Source organism: Paraglaciecola psychrophila 170 (genome assembly GCF_000347635.1).
Classification (GTDB): Bacteria; Pseudomonadota; Gammaproteobacteria; order Enterobacterales; family Alteromonadaceae; genus Paraglaciecola; species Paraglaciecola psychrophila.
Window position 1 is genome coordinate 2,438,830 of the sequence record NC_020514.1, and the last position, 21,272, is coordinate 2,460,101.

22 protein-coding genes are annotated in these 21,272 nt (G+C 39.6%); 12 read left to right on the forward strand and 10 right to left on the reverse strand.

What is annotated here, in order from left to right; translation table 11 throughout:
• Positions 1–30: 30 nt before the first annotated feature.
• A complete protein-coding gene (locus tag C427_RS10670; protein WP_007637348.1) occupies positions 31–900 on the reverse strand; it encodes an MYG1 family protein in 870 nt (289 codons plus the stop codon).
• 385 nt (positions 901–1,285) lie between these two features.
• Between C427_RS10670 and C427_RS10675 the strand changes: the two genes are divergently transcribed.
• Both C427_RS10675 and C427_RS10680 read left to right on the forward strand, forming a co-directional pair.
• On the forward strand, positions 1,286–3,313 hold the full coding sequence (locus C427_RS10675; RefSeq protein ID WP_007637350.1) for an extracellular solute-binding protein: 2,028 nt from the start codon (positions 1,286–1,288) through the stop codon (positions 3,311–3,313).
• 9 nt (positions 3,314–3,322) lie between these two features.
• Entirely contained in the window at positions 3,323–3,799 is a 477-nt protein-coding gene (locus C427_RS10680) for a DUF6491 family protein (RefSeq protein WP_007637352.1), read from the forward strand.
• 408 nt (positions 3,800–4,207) lie between these two features.
• Here the strand turns inward: C427_RS10680 and C427_RS10685 are convergent, their stop codons facing one another.
• The 4 genes from C427_RS10685 to C427_RS10700 all read right to left on the reverse strand — a co-directional run bounded on the left by C427_RS10685 (position 4,208) and on the right by C427_RS10700 (position 8,645).
• Positions 4,208–5,392, reverse strand: coding sequence for a DEAD/DEAH box helicase (locus C427_RS10685; RefSeq protein WP_007637353.1), 1,185 nt, complete (start codon positions 5,390–5,392; stop codon positions 4,208–4,210).
• 27 nt (positions 5,393–5,419) lie between these two features.
• Positions 5,420–6,097 carry a spermidine synthase gene (locus C427_RS10690; protein WP_007637356.1) on the reverse strand — a complete coding sequence of 226 codons (678 nt, stop codon included), beginning with the start codon at positions 6,095–6,097 and terminating at the stop codon, positions 5,420–5,422.
• Positions 6,098–6,447: 350 nt separating this feature from the next.
• Complete coding sequence (locus C427_RS10695; protein WP_007637357.1) at positions 6,448–7,254, reverse strand: SDR family NAD(P)-dependent oxidoreductase; 807 nt, start codon at positions 7,252–7,254, stop codon at positions 6,448–6,450.
• 302 nt (positions 7,255–7,556) lie between these two features.
• Entirely contained in the window at positions 7,557–8,645 is a 1,089-nt protein-coding gene (locus C427_RS10700; RefSeq protein ID WP_007637358.1) for an alpha/beta hydrolase, read from the reverse strand.
• 622 nt (positions 8,646–9,267) lie between these two features.
• Between C427_RS10700 and C427_RS10705 the strand changes: the two genes are divergently transcribed.
• Positions 9,268–9,672: a nitroreductase family protein gene (locus C427_RS10705; protein WP_226991115.1), complete on the forward strand. Its 405-nt coding sequence runs from the start codon at positions 9,268–9,270 to the stop codon at positions 9,670–9,672.
• A gap of 276 nt (positions 9,673–9,948) precedes the next feature.
• Here C427_RS10705 and C427_RS10710 read toward each other — a convergent pair whose 3' ends face one another.
• Together C427_RS10710 and C427_RS10715 are read right to left on the reverse strand one after the other, a co-directional pair.
• A complete protein-coding gene (locus C427_RS10710) occupies positions 9,949–10,356 on the reverse strand; it encodes a hypothetical protein (protein ID WP_015430809.1) in 408 nt (135 codons plus the stop codon).
• On the reverse strand, positions 10,349–10,702 hold the full coding sequence (locus tag C427_RS10715; protein ID WP_015430810.1) for a type 2 periplasmic-binding domain-containing protein: 354 nt from the start codon (positions 10,700–10,702) through the stop codon (positions 10,349–10,351). Before C427_RS10715 ends, C427_RS10710 begins: the two co-directional genes overlap by 8 nt.
• Before the next feature lie 463 nt (positions 10,703–11,165).
• On the opposite strand from C427_RS10715, the gene C427_RS27430 reads away from it, so the two are divergent.
• The 5 genes from C427_RS27430 (at position 11,166) to yegD (ending at position 14,395) form a co-directional block, all read left to right on the forward strand.
• On the forward strand, positions 11,166–11,321 hold the full coding sequence (locus C427_RS27430) for a hypothetical protein (protein WP_226991116.1): 156 nt from the start codon (positions 11,166–11,168) through the stop codon (positions 11,319–11,321).
• A complete protein-coding gene (locus C427_RS28210; protein WP_015430811.1) occupies positions 11,309–12,028 on the forward strand; it encodes an aminotransferase class V-fold PLP-dependent enzyme in 720 nt (239 codons plus the stop codon). Before C427_RS27430 ends, C427_RS28210 begins: the two co-directional genes overlap by 13 nt.
• Entirely contained in the window at positions 12,007–12,474 is a 468-nt protein-coding gene (locus tag C427_RS28215; protein WP_015430812.1) for an aminotransferase class V-fold PLP-dependent enzyme, read from the forward strand. The genes C427_RS28210 and C427_RS28215 overlap by 22 nt, the downstream gene beginning before the upstream one ends.
• A 459-nt stretch (positions 12,475–12,933) precedes the next feature.
• Positions 12,934–13,365, forward strand: a complete 432-nt coding sequence (locus C427_RS27435) for a hypothetical protein (protein WP_015430813.1) — start codon at positions 12,934–12,936, stop codon at positions 13,363–13,365.
• A 16-nt stretch (positions 13,366–13,381) separates the two neighbouring features.
• On the forward strand, positions 13,382–14,395 hold the full coding sequence (gene yegD / locus C427_RS10725; protein WP_015430814.1) for a molecular chaperone: 1,014 nt from the start codon (positions 13,382–13,384) through the stop codon (positions 14,393–14,395).
• A 107-nt stretch (positions 14,396–14,502) separates the two neighbouring features.
• On the opposite strand, the gene C427_RS10730 is transcribed toward yegD, so the two are convergent.
• From C427_RS10730 to C427_RS10740, 3 genes are all read right to left on the reverse strand, one after another.
• Positions 14,503–15,453: a glutathione S-transferase family protein gene (locus C427_RS10730; protein WP_007637365.1), complete on the reverse strand. Its 951-nt coding sequence runs from the start codon at positions 15,451–15,453 to the stop codon at positions 14,503–14,505.
• Positions 15,454–15,606: 153 nt separating this feature from the next.
• A complete protein-coding gene (locus C427_RS10735) occupies positions 15,607–16,260 on the reverse strand; it encodes a glutathione S-transferase family protein (protein WP_007637366.1) in 654 nt (217 codons plus the stop codon).
• Between the two features lie 166 nt (positions 16,261–16,426).
• Positions 16,427–16,993, reverse strand: a complete 567-nt coding sequence (locus C427_RS10740) for a glutathione S-transferase family protein (protein WP_015430815.1) — start codon at positions 16,991–16,993, stop codon at positions 16,427–16,429.
• 171 nt (positions 16,994–17,164) lie between these two features.
• On the opposite strand from C427_RS10740, the gene C427_RS10745 reads away from it, so the two are divergent.
• From C427_RS10745 to C427_RS10760, 4 genes are all read left to right on the forward strand, one after another.
• Positions 17,165–17,986 carry a helix-turn-helix domain-containing protein gene (locus tag C427_RS10745; protein WP_007637370.1) on the forward strand — a complete coding sequence of 274 codons (822 nt, stop codon included), beginning with the start codon at positions 17,165–17,167 and terminating at the stop codon, positions 17,984–17,986.
• 395 nt (positions 17,987–18,381) lie between these two features.
• The gene (locus C427_RS10750) at positions 18,382–18,777 is read left to right on the forward strand and encodes a GAF domain-containing protein (RefSeq protein WP_007637373.1); all 396 of its coding nucleotides are present in this window, start codon (positions 18,382–18,384) and stop codon (positions 18,775–18,777) included.
• Between the two features lie 196 nt (positions 18,778–18,973).
• A complete protein-coding gene (locus C427_RS10755; RefSeq protein ID WP_226991118.1) occupies positions 18,974–20,008 on the forward strand; it encodes a sensor domain-containing diguanylate cyclase in 1,035 nt (344 codons plus the stop codon).
• A 102-nt stretch (positions 20,009–20,110) separates the two neighbouring features.
• Positions 20,111–21,136: an IS630 family transposase gene (locus tag C427_RS10760; protein WP_187292416.1), complete on the forward strand. Its 1,026-nt coding sequence runs from the start codon at positions 20,111–20,113 to the stop codon at positions 21,134–21,136.
• The last annotated feature ends 136 nt before the right edge of the window (positions 21,137–21,272 follow it).

Sequence of the window (21,272 nt, forward strand, 5' to 3'; positions counted from 1 at the left end):
TACATGTTGTTCTCTGCCTCTTAAACGTAACTACTCTTGAAGTGCCATTGCTGCCATTTTCATGGTGCTTTCAAATGATTCTGAACCGGCGATAAATAAGCCATTATGACAAAACATTGCGTCATCAATCCCCGTCACATCTTGCAGCGCCTTATCGGATAGGCCAGCCCATTCTTTGGGTAGTGGTCTCCTGTCTTCGAATGAACCTGGTTCAACAGGTACTGTTTGAATTCTCCATTGGCCAGTCTGCGATGGGTAAATCATATATAAAGCCTTGTCAGATAGGGCGTGCACCGTTCTTTTCCACGGTGTATATTTTTCTAGTACGATCACTCTTGGATCTTGTGCATTTTCAATCGCTGTAGCTACAATTGTTTTTGCACTAATGCCCCCATTAGCAGCAGCAATGAAACGCGTTAAGACGCGGGATGCAAAATCAACCGCTTCATCAAAGCAGGTATCAAAATGACTATCTTCTTGCCAAGTTGGGTTGAACATTGAAATCGTTTGGCTAAGACTAATTCCTTCAGACACACCTTTGACATGACCACAATCAATGGCATCAATGGTTGATACTAGACCTGCATCAAGTGCATTGGCTACGTCTTGATTACCATTGCAAATTTCTAGACCATACTTTTGCCAAATTAAACCCAATGATGAGTAGGGAATACCATTGTCGCGCTCTCCAGCACCACCGCGTTGATGATGATCAAAGCGACCGTTTTCTGGGTCGTATTCGCCGCCTACATCAATCACAATATCGGCTTTAGCGATAATCTCTAAATCACGTGTGCGAATGAGTGTAAAAGAAGAAAAAATGCTTTTAAGGGCAGCAACACTGAAAACGTCATCAGCATGAAAATTACCGTTGTGAGTTACTATAGTTTTATCATTCATTATATTTGTGTCATTTTAGTGGGTCATTTTGAAAAGAATGGGAAGGTGTCGTCAAATAAACGTTAAACAAAGAAAATATTTAATCAATAAAAATTACGACGCGGATTCTATACGAAAACGATACAAAAAAGCAGTCAACACATAAAACAAAAAGATTATTTCCACAGAGGGATCCTTGGGGGGCCATGAATGACGTTGTTCTGCCCCTAGTTAATTGATAACTTAGTTTCATCGACAGTTTATCTGTCAATATATTTAAACGTCGACTAGTCAGTTAAGCGTTGACAACACACTTAAACGTTGGTCATTAAATCGTGATAAATAAAATGTATATATGTTGTTACATCATTACTCGACTATTTAAAAAATTAAGCTGCGTGTTTTTGTGTATTCTCATGTTGTTAATTCTTTCCCCTGTATCCTCCAAAGAAAAATTATATTTGTTGCTGAAGAGCATGTTCCTTACATTGGCAGTGAATTGCCAAGACAAGGGTATGTCCACCAGTTAGTATCAGAGGCATTTGAGCGAGTTGGTTACCAGCTTGATGTGACTTATTATCCAGCTGCTAGAGCACGAATGCTCGCCAGTGTAGGTAAAGTGGATGGTATTTTACCTGTGTATTATTCTGACAATTTATTAGATACCTTTTTGTTTTCAAACCCGTTTCCCGGTGATGTGATTGGTCTCCTAAAGAAAAAACAGAATCCAGCTAATATCGTTATTCAAGCTAATAAAACCTTATTTGAAAATTTGCAAGAGTTGAGCCAATATCAGTTTAGTTTAGTACGTGGAAGCTCAGCTGAGCAGCTGTTGGAACAAGCCCACTTTTTGAATAAACAGTACGCACTAAATGATTTACTTAACATTGACAAACTTTACGCAAGTCGTATGGATTTTGCTGTTATCGATAAATTAACGGCAGGTGATCTCATTGTTTCAAAACGGCCACACATGATTGGTCAGTTGGAATTTATTTATCCCCCCTTAGCGGCTCAACAATTTCATGTCGCTTTTAATAAAAACAAACCCGATGCACTAGAGCGAGTCGATTTATTTAATCAAGGGTTGTCGTCTTTGAAAGCAGATGGTCGTCTCGATCAAATTCTTGCCTATCACGGGTTCTATGACACTGAAAATGGGCCTATCAATGACACTCAAAAAACGAATTTAGTGATTGGAAGCGTCAATAATTCTGATATGTTGATATTACAAAAACTTTCTGCTGAATTTGAGTTGTTAAATCCCACAATTCAACTTGAATGGAAAGTGCTGGAAGAAAGCACCTTGCGCCAGCGATTGTTAAGCGATCTAGCGATTTCTGCGGGGCAGTTTGATGTGATGACTATAGGCTCTTATGAAGCACCAATTTGGGCTGAAAACGGTTGGATTATACCGGTAGAATCTTTATTCAATGAATATGATACAGATGATATTCTAGCCAACGTTAAGGCGTCCGTTTCGATAGGGGATACGCTTTATGCGCTTCCTTTTTATGCCGAAAGTTCGGTTATGTATTACCGCTCAGATCTATTTAAGCGAGCTGGGATTAAAATGCCAGACCTTCCCACTTATAAACAAATATTAGAGTTTGCTGAAAAAGTGCATGCCCCAGAAGAAGGTATATTTGGTATTTGTTTGCGGGGTAAAGGAGGCTGGGGGGCAAACATGACCCTAATTACAACAATGGTAAACAGCTATGGCGGACAGTGGGTTGATATGCAGTGGAGGCCACAATTAACCACTAAAGCCTGGCATGACGCTATTACTATGTATGTTAAATTAGTGACGCAATTCGGCCCACCCAATTCAGCCGAAAACAATTATCTGGAAAACCTAACGTTGTTCTCCCAGGGCAAATGTGGAATGTGGATTGATGCTACTGCCGCAGCGAGTTATTTAGTCAATCCATTAAACTCTAAAATTAGCCAACAGGTAAAAATGACCAATGCACCCATTGGTCAATATAAAAAGGGTTCACAATGGTTGTGGACTTGGTCATTCGCCATACCAGAATCATCTAAACATAAAGACGCAGCGCTTAAGTTTGCAGCATGGGCAACCTCTAAAGAATACCTTAAGCTTGTTGCTGACAGATATGGCTGGCTGTCGATACCATCAGGTACACGGAAATCGATATATCAAAATACAGAATATTTAGCTGCTGCACCATTTGCTCCTTTGGTTATTGATACCATAAATAGTATCGACCCTAGCAATTTCACCTTGAAACCCATACCTTATGTGGGTGTGCAATTTATCCCGATTGATGAGTTTTCCTCAATCGGTGATCAGGTGGGACATTTTATAGAACAGGCTATTAGAAAAAAAATCACTGTTGATACAGCACTACAACAGAGCCAAAATTTAGTAGAAAAACAAATGCGTATTTCAGGTTATTATAAAGGTCGATAGGTGACAGTAATGAAGTTATTTAAGTATTGTTTAACAATAATTGGATTTTTAAGTTTAGTTTCATGCACAAGTTTGGGCGTTAACTTACCCAGCTACGACAAGTTATTAAAAGCACAAACTGAACAAGACGGCAGAGCCTGTGTGCGCCAGCGAAATATTCGTGGCTATGGCATGCTCGACGATAATGTCATTAGTATTAATGTTGGCGGGAAACATTCTTATTACTTAGTCACCACTTTGTATCAATGCAATTCATTACAAACTAGTTTTTCTGCAGGCTTTAAGGGCGATTTCTTAGAGTTATGTGGTGGTGGTCGAGACAAAATATTGACTTCAGAAGAGTCTTGCCCCATAAAAAGTATTTTTGAATTTGAGTCACGTGAAGAGGCTTTTGCTACATTTGAAAACGTAGACAAAATTCGTCGAGATTTAAGAGAAAAAGCGCAAGAGCATGGGACTTCAAAAAATAATGACGCTGCTGAATAGAGGATCTTGACTTCTCAATTCAAGAGACTTTTCTTTGCCTGCCTCCACATTCTCAAAAATTAGATATGTATGAATGTATAATACCATTCAGCATAAATAAGTGCCCACGAAGTGCAAGAATGGCTGGTGCTTTCCCTTTAGGGCGAATTTTAAAAGGGCATACTCTGTGTTGATCGAATTCGCAATAGAATAACTATTACTTCATTCGAGCGCTTTGATTAAGCCCTTTTAAAATCTCGCTGAGAGATCACTTATTTATGCGGATTGGTATAACGCTTATTTCCAATTTGGTAGTGAGGTTGCTTCATTAAGTTCGAAAATTGTTATGTCACTAAACCAATTGTTTTATTCATCAGGGTCAGAGTTTGACCCTGACGGTAATCATCATTTTAAATGCCCTTATCAGTCTTATTTTCGTTTGTTTTTAGGCACATAATTTAGAATAGACTCAGGCACTGTTTTCTTGACCTCAAAGCCTTCAAACGCTTTTCTGGTAATGACATGGCCAAGACGGCTTTCGATGGCACACAGGTTTCTAAAGTTATCTTTAGCCACAAATGAAATGGCTTCACCTGTTGCACCAGCCCGGCCTGTTCTACCAATTCGATGAATATAATCTTCAACTTGATCAGGTACATCATAATTGACAACACGGGATAAATTTTGAATGTCAAGACCTCGGGCAGCTACCCCTGTTGCGACTAAAAATTTAATTTGACCCGACTTAAAATCGGATAAAATTCTTTCGCGTACTGCTTGAGTTCGGTCACCGTGAATGCTTTCTACCGGGATACCACGTTTTTCTAATTGGCTGACTAACTTAGCTGCACCTTGCTTGGTTTCGATAAAAATTAGCGCTTGATCCCATTCTTGTTCTTTAATCAGATGACTTAATAATGCCGATTTATTGCCTTTATCAACTGTGACTAACCATTGCTCAATTTTAGGTGTAGATGCTTTATTTTGCTTAATCGATATTTCAACTGGTCTGTAGATAGAACGTTTCGCTAGGGCACGTACTTCATTAGAAATAGTTGCAGAAAATAACAAGTTTTGACGCTGTTCAGGTAATCGTTCAATAATTTTATTAATATCACCAATAAAGCCCATATCCAGCATCCTATCGGCTTCATCTAATACTAACACTTCAAGTTCATCGAAGTGCAAAGCACGTTGCTGTGCTAGGTCTAAAAGTCGACCTGGCGTCGCAACCAGTATATCGATGCCCCAAACTAAACGTTGTGTTTGTTTAGCTGAGTCCACCCCTCCGTACATGGCCATTGAACTCAGCTCTACATATTGACTGTAAGCTGCAATACTCTTTTCAACCTGTACTGCTAATTCTCTGGTCGGGACCAAGATAAGCGCACGAATTCTTTTGCCACGTAGCTTGTGGCCATTGTTAAGACATTGCAAAATAGGTAATACAAAACTGGCCGTTTTACCGGTGCCGGTTTGCGCAGCGGCAATCAGGTTTTTGCCCGATAAAATAACCGGAATAGCTTGTTCTTGAATCGGTGTCGGTTGTGTATAACCTAAATCTTTTAATGCTCTTAAAATGGGTTCTGATAGCTGTAATGATGAAAATGACATACTTGGCCTTATAAAAATAATGTTTTTCTAAAGTTTTTTGGCTAGAAAAATAGTGTGTTTACTGCCTTTCCCAGGACGAGCCTGAACATCACGTGTATCCACTCTAAACCCTATTTTCTTTAGGCGTACGCTAAATAAGTAGTCGGGACCTGCAGACCATATGGCCAGCATGCCATTGGGATTAAGGGTGTCGTATATGTCTTTTAGTCCGTCTTCAGAATAAATCCAATCATTATCTGAGTGAGTAAGTCCTTTGGGGCCGTTATCAACATCGAGTAAAATGGCATCGAATCTAGGTTGTCTTGAGATTAATAACTCTTTGACATCGCCAATGTGTACTTTAGTTCTCGGGTCTTGCAGTGGCATGCCAGCACAATGGCCTAAAGGGCCTTCATTCCATTTCACTACCTCAGGTATCAATTCGGCAACGGTCACCACAGAGTCAGCATTCACTGCTTTTAGAGCTGCAGCTAAGGTATACCCCATGCCTAAACCACCGACTAAAATGTGCGCATCGTGATGGGGTTTAATATGAGCACAACCTAATTGCGAAAGTACTTTTTCTGAATTAAAGACACGGCTGTTCATCAGTTCGCCACGTTTGCCTGATAACTTTATAGAAAATTCATCGCCGCGTTGAGAAAGTTTTAACTCACCGCCGTCGTTGGGGATTTGTACGGTGTCTAGATGGGTCCATGGGATCATAAATTGAGCTTAATTAATCTGGGTGCTTTAGGCGTTTAAAGATGTGTACTTTAACACAATACTTGCTGCAAACCCCACGTCCTGCGTTATTTAATAAGTACAAAATTATCTTAATTAGTTGTCGTCGATGATGGTTGACGTATTAATACTGGTTAATTGTAAACACTTTTAAGCGGCGCTTTTGAAAGAGATAAATAACCTGTTGTTGAATGAGCTTGGCGTAACGACAAGATCAATACCTAGTAACCAATAACATTCACTTTTGATTTGGAACGACTGTTGTTATGCGTTTTTGGAGTGGCTGCATAGTGTGGCATCTTCTTATTAAATGCTTACTTATGCCCCCAAATTTATTTATGCTTGCTGGCGTGTCTGACTAGAAGCTGGACGAAGGCAGCAAAGGTTCTGGGGAACACACGAGCTTGCCAATATGAAAGCTTGGCCATTACACCTGGCACAATAATAAATTGGTTTTTGGCAATACCTTTGAGCGTAGCTTTGGTTACTGTTTTAGGTTGCAAAGTACCACCTATATCTTTGATAAACCTTGTTTGCGGTAAAATATGTTCAGATTCTTTGGTCACCATTGGTGTGTCGACTTCTGGTGGGCAAACCACACTAATACCGATGTTATACTCTGCGAATTCTTGACGCATACAACCAGCCATGCCAACGACCGCAAATTTTGATGCACTGTAAGCGCTGTATCCATAAGTGGAAATAATGCCACCTAGTGAGCTGATAAAACAAATTTGACCGGACTTTCGACTCATCATATCAGGTAAAAAAGCACGAGCCACAGCGCGGCTTCCCATTACATTTGTTTGCATAATGGCATCAAAATTTGCGTCGCTTTGTTCGATAAAGCGTTCACTTGCGACAATCCCCGCACTTAATATTAGTAAATCTGGAGCGCCCATCTGGTTTTTAATTGCAGTTACCGCATTGGCCAATTGTGCTTTGTCAGTCACATCAACCGCAAACGATAACACTTGTTGTTTGTCAGATTTCAGCAAGATTTTGCATTCACTTACTGCCTCATCTAAGCGAGTTTGATTTCTAGCCAATAAAATAATATTGGCACCTTGTTTTGTATAAGCCCGAGCAATGTCTAGACCTATACCGCTTGATCCACCTGTAACCACTACGGTTTTCATCTATCCTATCCTGTAACTGTTATGCCATGAAGTCAGATTCAATAGACAATCCGGCATATTATGCTGCAACGCTATCATAATCCCCATTGTGATGGATAAAAACGCGAGAGGGAATACAGGCTAATCTGTTCCAAATATCAGCTTAGCCTTTTCCAATAATACTTTTGAAATGAGACATTTTGTTTAATGTAGGATTGACCCAATTTTTGTGGGGCAAAGCATGCAGTACTTAACACTGCAGCCGACATGACTTAACTTTTAAGTATGCCAGCACCTAGCGTGTCGAATATTTGCTAATCGACTTAAAGTTTAAAGTATCTATTGGCATCAAAATAAGTGAGTCGCTTCTCAACACTATTACCATTAAATAAATCATTAAATAGCGCCCGTAATGAGGCATTCTTACCTACAGCGCTGCCTTTGTAATAGCTATGTTCACTATTCACTTCGTCCGCTTCGGTAACATCTATATAAACTGCATGTTCACTGTCTAGACTTTTTAAATAATGACCAAGACGAGCTTTTTGTTCTTTGCCAGGTTTTATGCGAGATGCTTTTAAAGCTGAGTCGTTTTCGTTAATGACCACATGAATACGATTTCGAACATCTATGGTGTCTATCCAGTTGGCGTGGTTTTTATTATTGGTGTCGGCAGCAACCAAATTAATATTATCAAACACCAATTCTGAAGTTGCATTGTCGCTCGTCATTAGCGAATGCTTAAGCAGGTAGTTACCCATGCTGTGACACAGTAAATTAATTTTTATCTTACAAGCTTTGTCTACTAATTCGCTATAAAGTGATGCCGCGGCCATCGGGTTGTTTTTACCTTCATATTTTTTTTCTACTTTAGTTTTGATTTCATTTAAGTTTGCATTAGACAGCAAGGCATGGAAAAACTTTATTTTTGCAACAAATCGATTGAAAGCACCCGATGAAGCTCTAGCGTCCGCTTTGTCACTAAGGTAAGACGCAGTGCCAGATATTGCTCCTCCACCATTTGCAGGCCAAGTGAATGGAATAACAATTAGGTTGTATAATTCCTCTAATTCAGACGCAGCCTTCAATACATCATCAACGTCGTTGTTATATCCATGCACAAAAAATAAAATGGCTTTGTTTTCTTTTTTTGCTTTTTGGAATATTTTGCAGGCAACCTCCAATGAGCCATGCCATGGGAGACTAGTATCTATGTTGAGATTATTGTCTTTAGATAGTTTTTCAATTTGTGAATCGGTCAACTCGTTTTTTACGGGAGTAACCTTCCATTTGTTATCTTCTTTATTAACTTCAACAATTCTAAGTTCGTTAGGGCCTTGTGGGCTTGGGGTATCACCAAACACTTTAATAGTACTGCCGTTTGAAATAACTCTATTGGTCACTAAATACATATACAACTCCTTCTGCTTATAAAACACACAGTATTGTGTGTTTTATAAGCATACTCAGTTTTTGTGAGTAGGCCAATAATATTTATCTGGGTATCATCCCACCGCCAGACACTCTTCGGCTATGTATATTGGATGATAGATTTGTCGATTTTTTACATATCTTCACGTGCCCTTATAATGCAAAATTTTACTAAAATAAATTGACTATATTGTGGACATCTATTATTAAACTTCAGTGTCAACGTAAGCAAATATCACCATCTAATGTCATTTATATTATTGGCTAATTTGAAACGCCACTAGTCTCAGTAATGCCAGTTGATTGGTAAGCTAAGTATATTAAAAATCCAGCTTTATAATTTTCATATGTGTATTCATGGAATTTTCAGATACCTTGCGCTCACGCAGAAGTATCCGAGCTTTTTCTGAGAGGCCGGTTAAACGACTAACGACATCTTATTCGATGCAATAGATTCACCTTCCAGCTCTAATACACAACCTTACAAAGTGGCCATTGCTGTTGTGTCACATGCAAACAGCTTGGATAGGAGTTGTTAGCTGGGTATTACAAGATTAACAAAATACAACGTCAGGCTATGTCTGTGGTGATTACAAACTTATTTTGGGTAAGTATTCAGGTGCTTTCCAATCCCGTAGAATGACTAAAGGCAAAGGCTTATATGAAACTCTTGGAATTGCTCGTGGTGGTATGCAAGCATGGGGTGATGCGATGATCCAAAATTTTATGTTTTTTGATGCTTCTGTCGTTATCTTTATTTTTATTCATCCGAGAATCATGATCACTGCATTGGTTGATTCAGTGATCATGATGCAATCTCTTGTGTTATCAGCTAAAAACCGAGGGTTAGGCACCTGCCCACAGGGATCATTAGGTATGTGGCGCTCTCCTTTAAAAGAGCATTTCGATATTCCCAAAGGATACAAATTAGTTTGTGGTCTGGCCCTGGATTACCCAAAAGAGGATGAAAAAGTGAATCAATACCGGCCCAGAAAAACTGAATCTTGATGAGTTAATCATTCCGACAAAAAAGTAAATACGTTGTCACAGATTAAATGCTACTAAGTGTAAGCGGTCTTTTATTTGCGGGCGTTTAAAAGTAGTTAACTTAACCTTGGGACTGTTTAACTGCATGAACCTAGGATTAATGAAGGCTGAGAAACCTTTATTAATCCTGCAAATTCTCGCAAAGGGAGATTATATTACTGTTTCTAGTGAGGGGGATTTACGAGAATAAAATAAAATGCGGTGTAGCTGTTTATAAATTATCAATAGGCAACAAATCTATTGAATCGACACTTTGCCTGAATCATTCATTGAAGTGTAATTAATAAATTCACTAAAGAACTCTTCACTATTTAAATTTAATAATAAATTATCCAATTGTGTTTTTAGCATTAATCCTTCTGTTGAATTTAACACCGCTAAGCTAGCCGGTACGATGCCCATTTTTTTATAATAAATATTTTCTATATTTAATTCTTTAATTGTACTCATTGTTGAGACTCTCTCGAATAAAATCACACTTAAGCGTCTTAGTGCTAACATTTTAACTAGCTGCTTTAAGCTACTCACTTCAACAAACTTTATGACTGGAACATTAACTATTTTTGAGAAAAATTCTGCATTACCGGTGAGTGTGCCAATACTGCCATTAGGTAGTTGTTCAATATTAAAATAATCTTCATTCAAAGAAAAAAAATACAACTTGGGTATCAATCTGCCAACTCAGTTCGACCCCGTATTCATAAAAGTCCTCCGTTTCTAATTTATAAGGTGTTAGACCAATAAGTTTTAATTGTTTACTTTTTAAATCTTTTTTAGCCCTTCCATACGTCATGATGTGAAAATTGAAGTGCAAGTTCTTACCTGCCGATAATGTATTAAGCATGTCGACTAATAGACCGCTGCCATCTTCATTAATTAATGGCGGAAATGGCTCAAGGCCAACATTTATTTCTTCCGAGTAGCTCAGTTGACTAAAAGTGATGAAGAAGTAAACGCTAGTCACTGAAAATAAGTAAACTAATTTTTGCACAAAATCTTCCAAAGTATTTTTGTTATTTAAACAGTATGATCCAAGGCTACAGCACACAAGTTTTTTGTCGGACTTATTTATTTAAAAAACTTTTTTTAAATAAATAAGTCCGCAACAACCCAAACATACTCTGTCTGATTATCGTCTACATATCGCTCTCAAACACCACTTACAAACTAGGGTTAAATCATCATAGTTAGTTGATGGTGAACAAAAAAAGCCTTCTAAAGTTGTCTTGACAGATCGACCATTTTGAATAAGTTTTTTATCCACATTTAATAAATATCAACATACTAGCAAACACAGTTAAAAATGAGGAGAGAACCAACTTAGAAATGACCGAGTTATTAAAAAGAACAATTGCTTTGGGTAAACTACACTTTATGCACTTATCTTGCGGCTAAAGTTAAAAGTACGTTTATGAAATAGGACCGAGCTGCGTTTACTTTAAAAAGGAAAACACATGTTAAGACGACAATTTTTAAATGCATTAGGAATAACCCTTGGGACTGGTTTACTCGCACGTTCAAGAATATCAGAGGCTACCTCAGGATTTGATATTGTCCATAACCCCATTCAACCGGTGACTGGACTACTTTACGAGATTTGTTTCCCCTAACTCGTAAATACATTCAGTTATCAACTTTTCTGCTGGCATCACACCCAAAGCCTGTCGCAGATGCCATTGAAAAGTACCGACGTGGGTTTGATGAAAACCCCTCTGATTATTGGCATCATCATTTTCAAACTATCGATGCTCAAATTTGTCAATCTGCAGCACAATACATGGGTGGAAAAGCTGAAAGTATCGCCCTGACAGATAGTACAACCATGGGGTTGGGAATGATTTATAGCGGGCTTAAACTTGAGGACGGTGATGAGATATTGCAAACTGTTCATAATCACTACTCCACTGATATGTCGTTGGCTCACAGGGCAAATAGGACGGGGGCCAAAGTAAGGCGTATTGCCCTTTATGAAAATCCTGCACAGGTCAGTGAGGCTGATGTCCAAAAGCGGTTACGTGCTGCAATTACTCCAGATACACGCGTCGTGGCCACTACGTGGGTGCACTCCTCAACCGGCGTAAAGCTTCCCGTAAGAGCAATGGCTGACACGATCACTAAACTCAATAAACAGCGAAAAGCTAATCAGCAGATATTATTTTGCGTTGATGGCGTGCACGGTTTTGGGATTGAAAACCAGGTTGTGAGTCAATTAGGTTGTGACTTCTTTGTCGCTGGCACTCACAAATGGATTTTTGGCCCAAGAGGCACTGGTGTCGTTTGGGGTAATGACCGTGCTTGGCCCAAAGTGAGCCAGTGATCCCCAGTTTTAGTGGATCTTACGATTTGTGCCTGGGCGGTATGACTCAGGACCAAGTGCCATTAGGTGAACACATGAGTCCAGGAGGGTTTCACTCGTTTGAGCATCGCTGGGCATTGCCCGAAGCGTTCAAGTTGCATTTACAACTAGGCAAAGCGAATGTTCAAAAGCGAATACATCAATTGAATGAGCAGACCAAACAAGGTCTATCTAAGATGCCTCATGCCACTCTTTACACTCCGCCAGGCAGTGCTCTTTCTTCGGGATTGACTTGTTTTGACGTTAAAGGAATGAAGGCCGCTTCTGTAGTTGAAAAGATGCACCAAAAAGGCATTATTATGAGTAATACACCTTATCGAGTCAGTTATGCCAGATTTGCGCCTTCATTACTTAATACTGAACAGGAAATTGAACTGGCTTTATCACAAATACAGGCTATGGCATAGAAATAGTAATAGAATCAACAATAACGGGAACTTTAACAAGGGTTGTTGTTGACGACATTCAAATTTTAAGAGGTTGTATATTTTAGATATAAAGCTGCAAAATGTCAGCTTTTAAAAAGAAAATGACAACTAATTCTATTGGTTTTCACAGCAGTTCTGAGTCTTCCGATTTGGATCATCTTTTGATAAGTTGCTAACCTCGTTTAATAAAATTGCAGTATGCACTTTTTGCTCCCAAAATGACGGGGCAAGTGAGTGTGCGGATCTAGTCATCGAATGCTTAGTTCACCGCGTGTTTTTGGTGAGGCGCAACACAATTAACTCTTTACAGCGCATATAACGATGTAATCACAACTGATATAGTGCGCTGCTGTGCATCGAAGTAGTAAGTGCGATGTTAATCAACCCCAATAAAAATAAACAACTCAAAATGTTTAAATGTCACAAGGATGACCTTATATGTTTGCAGGATTAGATTTCGGCACATCCAATTGCTCTATTGGCATCATAAATAATGATAATGAACCGGTACTTGTTCCATTAGAAGATGGTGAAACAAGGCTCTCTTCTTGTATTTTTTTAGAGCACGGAGTTATCAAACCTGAAGTTGTTTCAGAGTATGAATTATCGAAGCGAGTCCGAGCAGAAAAAGCATCGCAGTCACAAAGGATTAACAGCGGCGATAAGTCCAGTAATCAAAGAGTGTTAAGTGATGATGAGCTGGTCAATATTGTCCGCAAGCAATTACGCAAAGAAAATCGCGAGGATGCCAAAACTAGTCAAAAATCACAAAGTGTTATGGAAGCACTGCAATCAAACTCAGAGGTGATTTTTGGTAAGGAAGCAGAATTAGCGCATATGTCCGATCCTGAAAAATGGTTTTTATATTAAGTCACCAAAATCGTTTTTGGGTGCCAACATTTCTGAGGTTCAACAAGCCGTATTTTCAACGGTGGTTGAGAAAATGCTGGCCTTTATTAAGCAGGAAACCGAATACGTAAAGGGTATTGAGTTAGAGCAGGTCGTGATAGGCAGACCTGTAAATTTCCATGGTCTGCAAGGTGATGATGGTAATGTTCAGGCACTGCAAATAATGAATGAAGCCGCCAAAAAGGTAGGGTTTAAAGAGGTTGAGTTTTTAATGGAGCCTGTTGCCGCAGCCTACGATTATGAACGCCAACTAAGAGACGATAGAGTGGTGCTTATTCTTGACTTGGGAGGCGGGACCACAGATTGTTCGATGATCAAACTGGGGCCCAGTCATGTCAATTTAGAAAGTAGAGAAAACTGTATTTTAAGTTATTCAGGGAAGCGGTTAGGGGGGATTGACCTTGATAATAAATTGGCTCTGATGACTATTATGCCGCATTTTGGTAAACACGCGTTGTTAACCAACGGTCTTCCTGTTCCCATCACTTTATTCAGCCAAGCAGTCAATATTAACGATGTAAGAGCACAGCAGGAATTCAGCTCCCATAGAACCGGCAGTGAATTGGCAAGATTCTGCATGATGACCAAAGATAAAAGACTCCAAAGGTTAAAACAGTTACGAGAGCGTAAACTTGGACTCAGACTTAACCAAAGCGCTGAAATGGCAAAAATACATCTCTCTGCCAATGACAACATAGATTTACCGCTGCATTTCATTGAAGATAGTTTATTTGTACCCATCAGCCGAGATGAACTGGGTGCTGCGATTAGCGATGAGTTAAGGCAGTTTGAATTATTAATTAGTGAGTCTTTACGCCAAGCGGGAACTCGACCAGATACCATATTTGTTACAGGTGGCACTGCAATTTCACCTGTCATTCAAACATGGATTAATTCAATTTTTCCAGATGTTGAGGTGGTGATTGGTAATCATTTTGGGAGTGTAACATCAGGTTTGGTAACCCATGCACAACGCGTATTTAGAGGTTAAATAATACGTTTATAACCATCTGAATTCAGGTACAGGCTGACTGAATTTAACATTCATATTAAAGATTCAGTGCCTAGATCTAATATTATTATTAATCTAAAATAAGCTTATAAAGCCGACTTAATCTGGTAACCAATCCTTGGAAAGTGAACATAAACCTCTCCAGCGCGTTCATCTTTTCTCTTAATGGCCACTTCGTCTAGTAAAGATAATACTAGCTCCCCCATTACAGGATCAAATCCGTAATCACTTGGCTGAACGCTGACTTGAGAGCCATGTTTTAATCCATCATATTCGAGGAAATTAAGTTCACTATTGCTAATCGGTTCTCCTAGTTTTGCCTCATCAATAGCGTCTTGACCGCTGATGTTTGAAACCGTGCCGTGTCCGATGTTTATCATCATCACCAGCCACTTCTGCAAAGCCGGGTAGGGCTGTAAATAAGCACGAACCGCGGGGTTATTATTGATAAACCACAAGCAATGATACACTGAAAAGTCTGCAATGCTGGGCTGTTGACCGAGAAGGTAAGGACCACTATCCAGTAACTGCTGCTCAAACTGCTGCAAATAAATAGGCAGTTGTGAGAGTACTGTTTCCAGAGATATTTTTGGTGCTGTTGCGCCACGTCGCAAATCTGCACGGTCTTTTACCAAAGCCTCTAACATCGCTGGTGGAACTTTCTTTGCTAACTCAGTAATACCCAAAGGTGAAAATACCAAAGCCACAGCGAGACCAAAAAGGTGTTGATCTGCCCATTGCGCCAAAATATTTGCCGTTGCAGCTTGGTCTTGTGGGAACAGAGTATGCTCATTAGTATGCTCATTAGCATGTTCATCAATTACCCGGGCAATCAGTCGAGTATCACAATACACATGGCGTCCTTGTTGCAAGACGGGGGTTTTACGATAACCACCGGTCAGCGCAGTTAAGTCTGGCTTTGGCATAATGATAGGGATCGTTACTTCCCTGTAAGATAATCCTTTAAAGCCTAAAATTGTGCGTATCTTTTCAGCAAACGGTGAGGCTTGGTAATGGTGTAATATAAAATTGCTCATGGTGTCTACCTCGAAATAACAAATATTAATGGGAGTAATAACACAACTTGGAAAAACGGTTAATAATTGAAAACTTCAAACTGAGCAACCTATAGTAGTCAGTTTGATAGGTTTTTATTAACCTTGGCATCTTTTTATGGATAAACGATATGGTTATTTCTTACTATTAAAATGAGCCATCAATTCAGGTAACGCAGCTTTAGCATCAGCATCGACTTTTTGCGATACCTCATTCATCGCCATCTTAGTTTCCCACGCTTTTAACTTGGGATAGTCTGCCAGTAGTTTCCAGTCATACACTTTAAATGCGTTCATCTTGGCAATAACCAGGACATAACGTAATAATATGTCAGCTGCCGTCATTTTAGCCCCCATAAGATAAGGGTCACAACTACACAAGACATCCAAAGCTCTGAGCCCTTTTTGCATCAGTGGACGGGCCTCTTTAAATGCAGACTCACACCGAGGTAACCCTAGCAGTACTTCGCCACTTAAACGGCGTGCGGGTAACTCGAGATATATCTCCGCCATTTTCATGATTTCTTCGCACTTGGCGCGCTCAAAATCATCGCTTGGGAAAAAACTTTCGCCACCTTTCTGGTCGATATAGCGCATCAACACATCGGTTTCTACAATAATACCTTTTGGGGTTTCTAATGCGGGTACCTTGCCCAGCGGATGTATTTTTAAATACTCTTCGCTCTGATTAGGATAAACCTTAACCTCTTCAAAACTTAGACCTTTTGCCAACAGTAAATGTTTAACTGCGTTGTAGTAATTACTAGCTGAGAAACCGTATAGTTTCATTGAATCAACCTCACTTGTTTTCATTTCCCAAAGATTAACCTTGGTTGTACTCTTTTCAAATGGCCATCGGGGATAAATAATAGCTTCACTGCGCTAATGAACCTTTTCAACTTTTTTTAGTTCAAACTCTCGTTCTAGAGAACCTGCTTTTTGGCGGCAGGACCGGCTAAAATTCGCTGTAAATAAGACTCAATATGAGGAAATTACTCAGACCATAAGCTTCGCTGATTTTTTCAAATACAAACGAATTAAGCACATCAGCACCGGTAAACTGCTCAGCTATCAAATAGTCTTTAGTCGCCAACTCGTTATTCACGAAAGTCAGCACTTCTGCCATTTGTTCACGAGCGAACCCACCTAGAAAGCAACGTTGGTTATCGTCAACGGCTAACAGGTATCGGGTGATGAGAGGGTAGGCGGCAGTACCTTCTGCAAAATGTAGCCATTGAACATAACGGGCGTACTCTGGTGTGAGAACTCTTGGTGCCAAGGTTTCTGCACCGTAGCGACTAATTAAATAGTCAACAATGGCTCCCGACTCTGAGAGTACAAGTTCGCCATCTTGGATGACAGGTGACTTACCAAGAGGATTTATGGCCTTAAGTGAATCAGGTGCTCGGCGCGTGTTGCTATCGCGCTGGTATGGGATCACTTGATACTCAACACCGAGTTCTTCAAGTAACCAGATGATGCGCTTTGAGCGAGACTTATTCAGGTGGTGCAACTTAATCATATTTAAGGTTCCGTGAGACAGCTAAAGGTGGTGGGTCATGAACAGTATTCATCTCATCCCACAATTATATACTTTTGAATATTAATTTTGTTTAGTATGAATTATATTAACCCCTTCTAAATAAGGGATCTTATACTAACGACCAAAAGTTGTGTACGATCGGGTATAAATATGTTTTGGAGTTTAAAAGCGAATATGAGCGCAACAGCGAGTGTTCATAGTCATGATATAGCTGAGCTGATCTTATGTTATGGAGAAGGTGGTTACCTTCGGGGCAAGGATCATAATGTTTATTTTAAGGCCGGAAGGACTTTATTAATTCCACCTGGTTATCAACATCAGGTTGTGGTGACAGATAAGATGCAGGCGATGCTGAAGATATTTTGTATGTCAGCTACAGATATGAAGCATTTTTTGTCTCTTGTTCAAATGACGACTGTCCAAAAGTTATTCTCGATGGGAATAACCGTGGCTGACGCTGAAGAGCCTTGTTCCAGTTTACTGGACTTTGGTGATCAAGTCAGTGAAGGCATTCATCAACCAGCCTCAAACACGCAGCAGCTTAATTGGAGTTTGGTTAGTCTGATTTTAGCATTGCATACCAACAGATTACGACCGGAAGCCGGTCAACGGCAGTTATACAAACGAGGAAATAAATATCAACAGAAGATGCAACAAGTCGCGTCTTGGATAGAAAGCCGTCTGCAAGAAAACCTTGGGCTGGATCAAGCGGCTGCCGAGTTTGGTTTGTCCCGCAGTTTATTTTCTCGTGAATTTCAGCGCCACACAGGTATGAGCTTTGTTGAGCATTGTAACACCCGCCGTGTTGAAAAAGCCGCGCTGGTATTGTCGACCACGGATTTGAACATTACCGAGGTGGCATTTGGAAGTGGGTTTTCCAATCTTAGCCATTTTCACCGCCAGTTCAAAGCAAACTATGGTTTAACACCAGGGGCGTTTCGGCGCAAGATGATCGAGGAGGGTGGCCGCTGAAACAATTTATGTACTTTTATAAATAAAGTCATCGATATTGCTCTTCTTAATGATCAGGATATTCATAAAAAATTAAAAAGCATCAACCTTACTGACTGTTGATGATAGAGTTATAAATCAACAGGAAGGGTTTAAAATATTAAGTCTGTTCGTTATTAGGTAAGCTATAGACTTCAATATTGGATAATTAGAATCGTCTTTTAGTGGGTTCACCCACCTAATTTCAGAAAACGCATTTTACGGTAATGTCTGAGAATAAAGGAAGTAGGGTAATGAAAGAAGATCAGCAGCATTTAGAGATTGATCATAAATATCTGAAAATTTTGAGTCAATATACAATGGACATCCTACTCGCAAATTCGGAACAGGAACTCATATAGATTTAATCAGACACTTTGCTGAATAAACTTAATATTGATGATTTTGAATTGTATTTATTTAATCCTAGAAACAAAACCCTTGCTATAACTGCAGCCTTTACTGAAAAACAGCCGATTCTCTTAGACTTGTTAGTTATCCCTGACATCACCTTGGGCGAGGGGCTTATTGGTAAAGCAGCGAAATCTTTAGTCGCACAGAGTATTGAAGATCTGCGTTTGAATTCTGACGTTGAGCAAAATAAATCTTACAATTTGTCAGCGTTTATAGTGCCTATTGTGACGGATGATAAATTGATAGGGGTTATCTATTGTGCAAGCAAAATGGTCGCAGCGTTTACTTTACAACTCCAAAAGTCTTTAAATACAATCTCGTCTATCACGGCTATTAAAATGGAAAAAATCGGGCAATAAAACAACTTCAGCAGACTATCGAAAAACTTGAATACAGTGGGAAAATTCAGGACACTTTGTTCGAGATTACAGAGCTGATTTTTGAAACATCGAATATGCAAGAATTTTATCAACGTCTGCATAAATGCATCGCTAAATTAATGTTTGCTTCAAATTTTTCGTGGGTTTGGTCATAGATAATGAGCAAGCGATTACTTTGCCATATGCAGTGGATGTAGTGCCTCCAAATGAAGTAATCCCACTGGATAATGAAAAGCCCAGTATTACTGGTTACGTCCTTAATACCAATAAGCCATTATTAGCAAGTAAACAAAAAATACAATCCATGATTAATGCTAACCAGCTTTATGTTAAAGGGTCTTTGCCTAATGCTTGGTTAGGCGTTCCATTTGGTAAGCCTCCACTGCGCGGTGTGGTCGTCGTGCAAAGTTATACTGAAAACATTGTCTTTACACAAAAAGATGAACAATTATTATGTTTTGTAGCGCGGCATATTCGCAACGCTATTGAGCGGATGCAGGCGCGAGCAGATTTGCAATTTTTGGCATTGCACGACCCACTTACTAAACTCTCAAATCGCTCGTTATTTAACGATAGAGTCAATCATGCACTGAACAAATGTAGACGTCATAAGAATAAAAAAATCGCATTGCTGTTTTTGGACTTAGACAAATTTAAACAAGTTAACGATACCAATGGTCACCATATCGGCGACCTTCTTTTAATCGAAGTGGCAAAGCTTATACAAACGTGTATTCGAGAAACTGACACCTTAAGCCGATTAGGTGGCGATGAACTTGGCATCCTATTAGAAGATATTGTTTCTGCTGAATTAGCACAAAGAGTGGCAAATAAAATACTTAAGGCTTTACAAACACCATTTATGTTGGACAAAATACAAATTAATACCTCCATAAGCATTGGTATCGCTTTTAATGACCAATCTGACAATACTATTGACTCTCTGATAATTTGTGCTGATAAGGCCATGTATAAAGCAAAACAGCGTGGACGTAACCGTTTTATTTTACATCAAGGTGAAGAGCAGTCCGGCATGATTGCTACAAAAATTATTGAACAGGATGCTTTAAAAGGATTAATAGAGAATCAGTTCTTTTTTATTTTCCAACCTATCGTTGACTTGAAAACTGGCTATATGGTGGCTGCAGAAGCCTTAGTTAGATGGAATAATTCCAAAATGGGGGATCTTACCTTCCGAGGCGTTTCTTAACGAAATGGAAGAAAACGGTAGTATTGTTCAATTGGATGTATATACCCGTGATCAATGAAAATGCTTGATTTTGTCTGGTTTGAGGATCAGGCTCTACACATGATTGATATTTTCCTCACTCCCGAGCATAAAACGGCGCTAGAAGTACGTCATACAAAAGCACGTGATGGAAGGGAGCGTGACCGTATTAAAGCAGTGCTGTTGTGTGGTGAAGGGTGGCCCATCGCTAAAATTGCACAAGCACTACGTAAGAGTGAAGCCAGCATTACATGGCATATCGGTGATTACGCCAAACGTCTGAAGCTCAAGCCTGCGGGTGGTGGCTCTGCCAGCCATTTAAATACTGAGCAAACCCAGCAATTGGTTGCACATTTGTCAGATATCACTTATTTGCACACCCATCAAATAGTGGCCTATATTCAAAAGACGTGGAAGATTACCTACTCAGTGTCTGGGTTAAATAAATGGCTCCACCACAATGGCTTTAGTTACAAACAGCCTAAAGGAGTGCCTCATAAGTTTGATGATCAAAAGCAATCTGTATTTATCGAAGAGTATGAAAGGTTACGCGATAGCTTACCGGATGATGAGCCTATTTTATTCATGGATGCAGTGCATCCTACCCAAGCGACTGAAGTGTCATCCGGATGGATACGTAAAGGGGTAGATAAACCCATTGAAACCACAGACAGTCGTACCCGAATGAACGTTGTAGGCGCGGTTCGGTTAAATTATTTAACTGAGGCTGTGGTACTTGATTACGAGACCGTGAATGGCAGCACTATCATGGATTTTCTAGAGCACGTAAAGCAAAAGTACTTATCAAGTCATACCATTCATCTAGTGTTGGATGGGGCGGGTTATCATCGTACCAAAGAGGTTAAATACAAAGCGACTGAATTAGGGATTATCCTGCATTATCTTCCCCATTATAGCCCTAATCTCAACCCCATAGAGCGATTATGGAAAGTCATTAATGAATATGCTCGCAATTATCGATATATTTCTACCGGCAAAGAATTTCGACAACACAATCGGCACTTTTTTAGCGTCACCCTTTCGGATATTGCTGACACACTAAACAGCCGTATAAACGATAACTTTCAGGTACTAGAAACTGCAAATTGAAGTGACTTGGGTATAGACATTGGAAAACTCAATCAATGTCTGTTGTATGAACGTGAACCTCATCTTTTACATGCAGCAAAAGTGCGTCAACCCAAGAACATACAGGCTAGGGTTGCTTAAATTTTTTGCCGCAGGG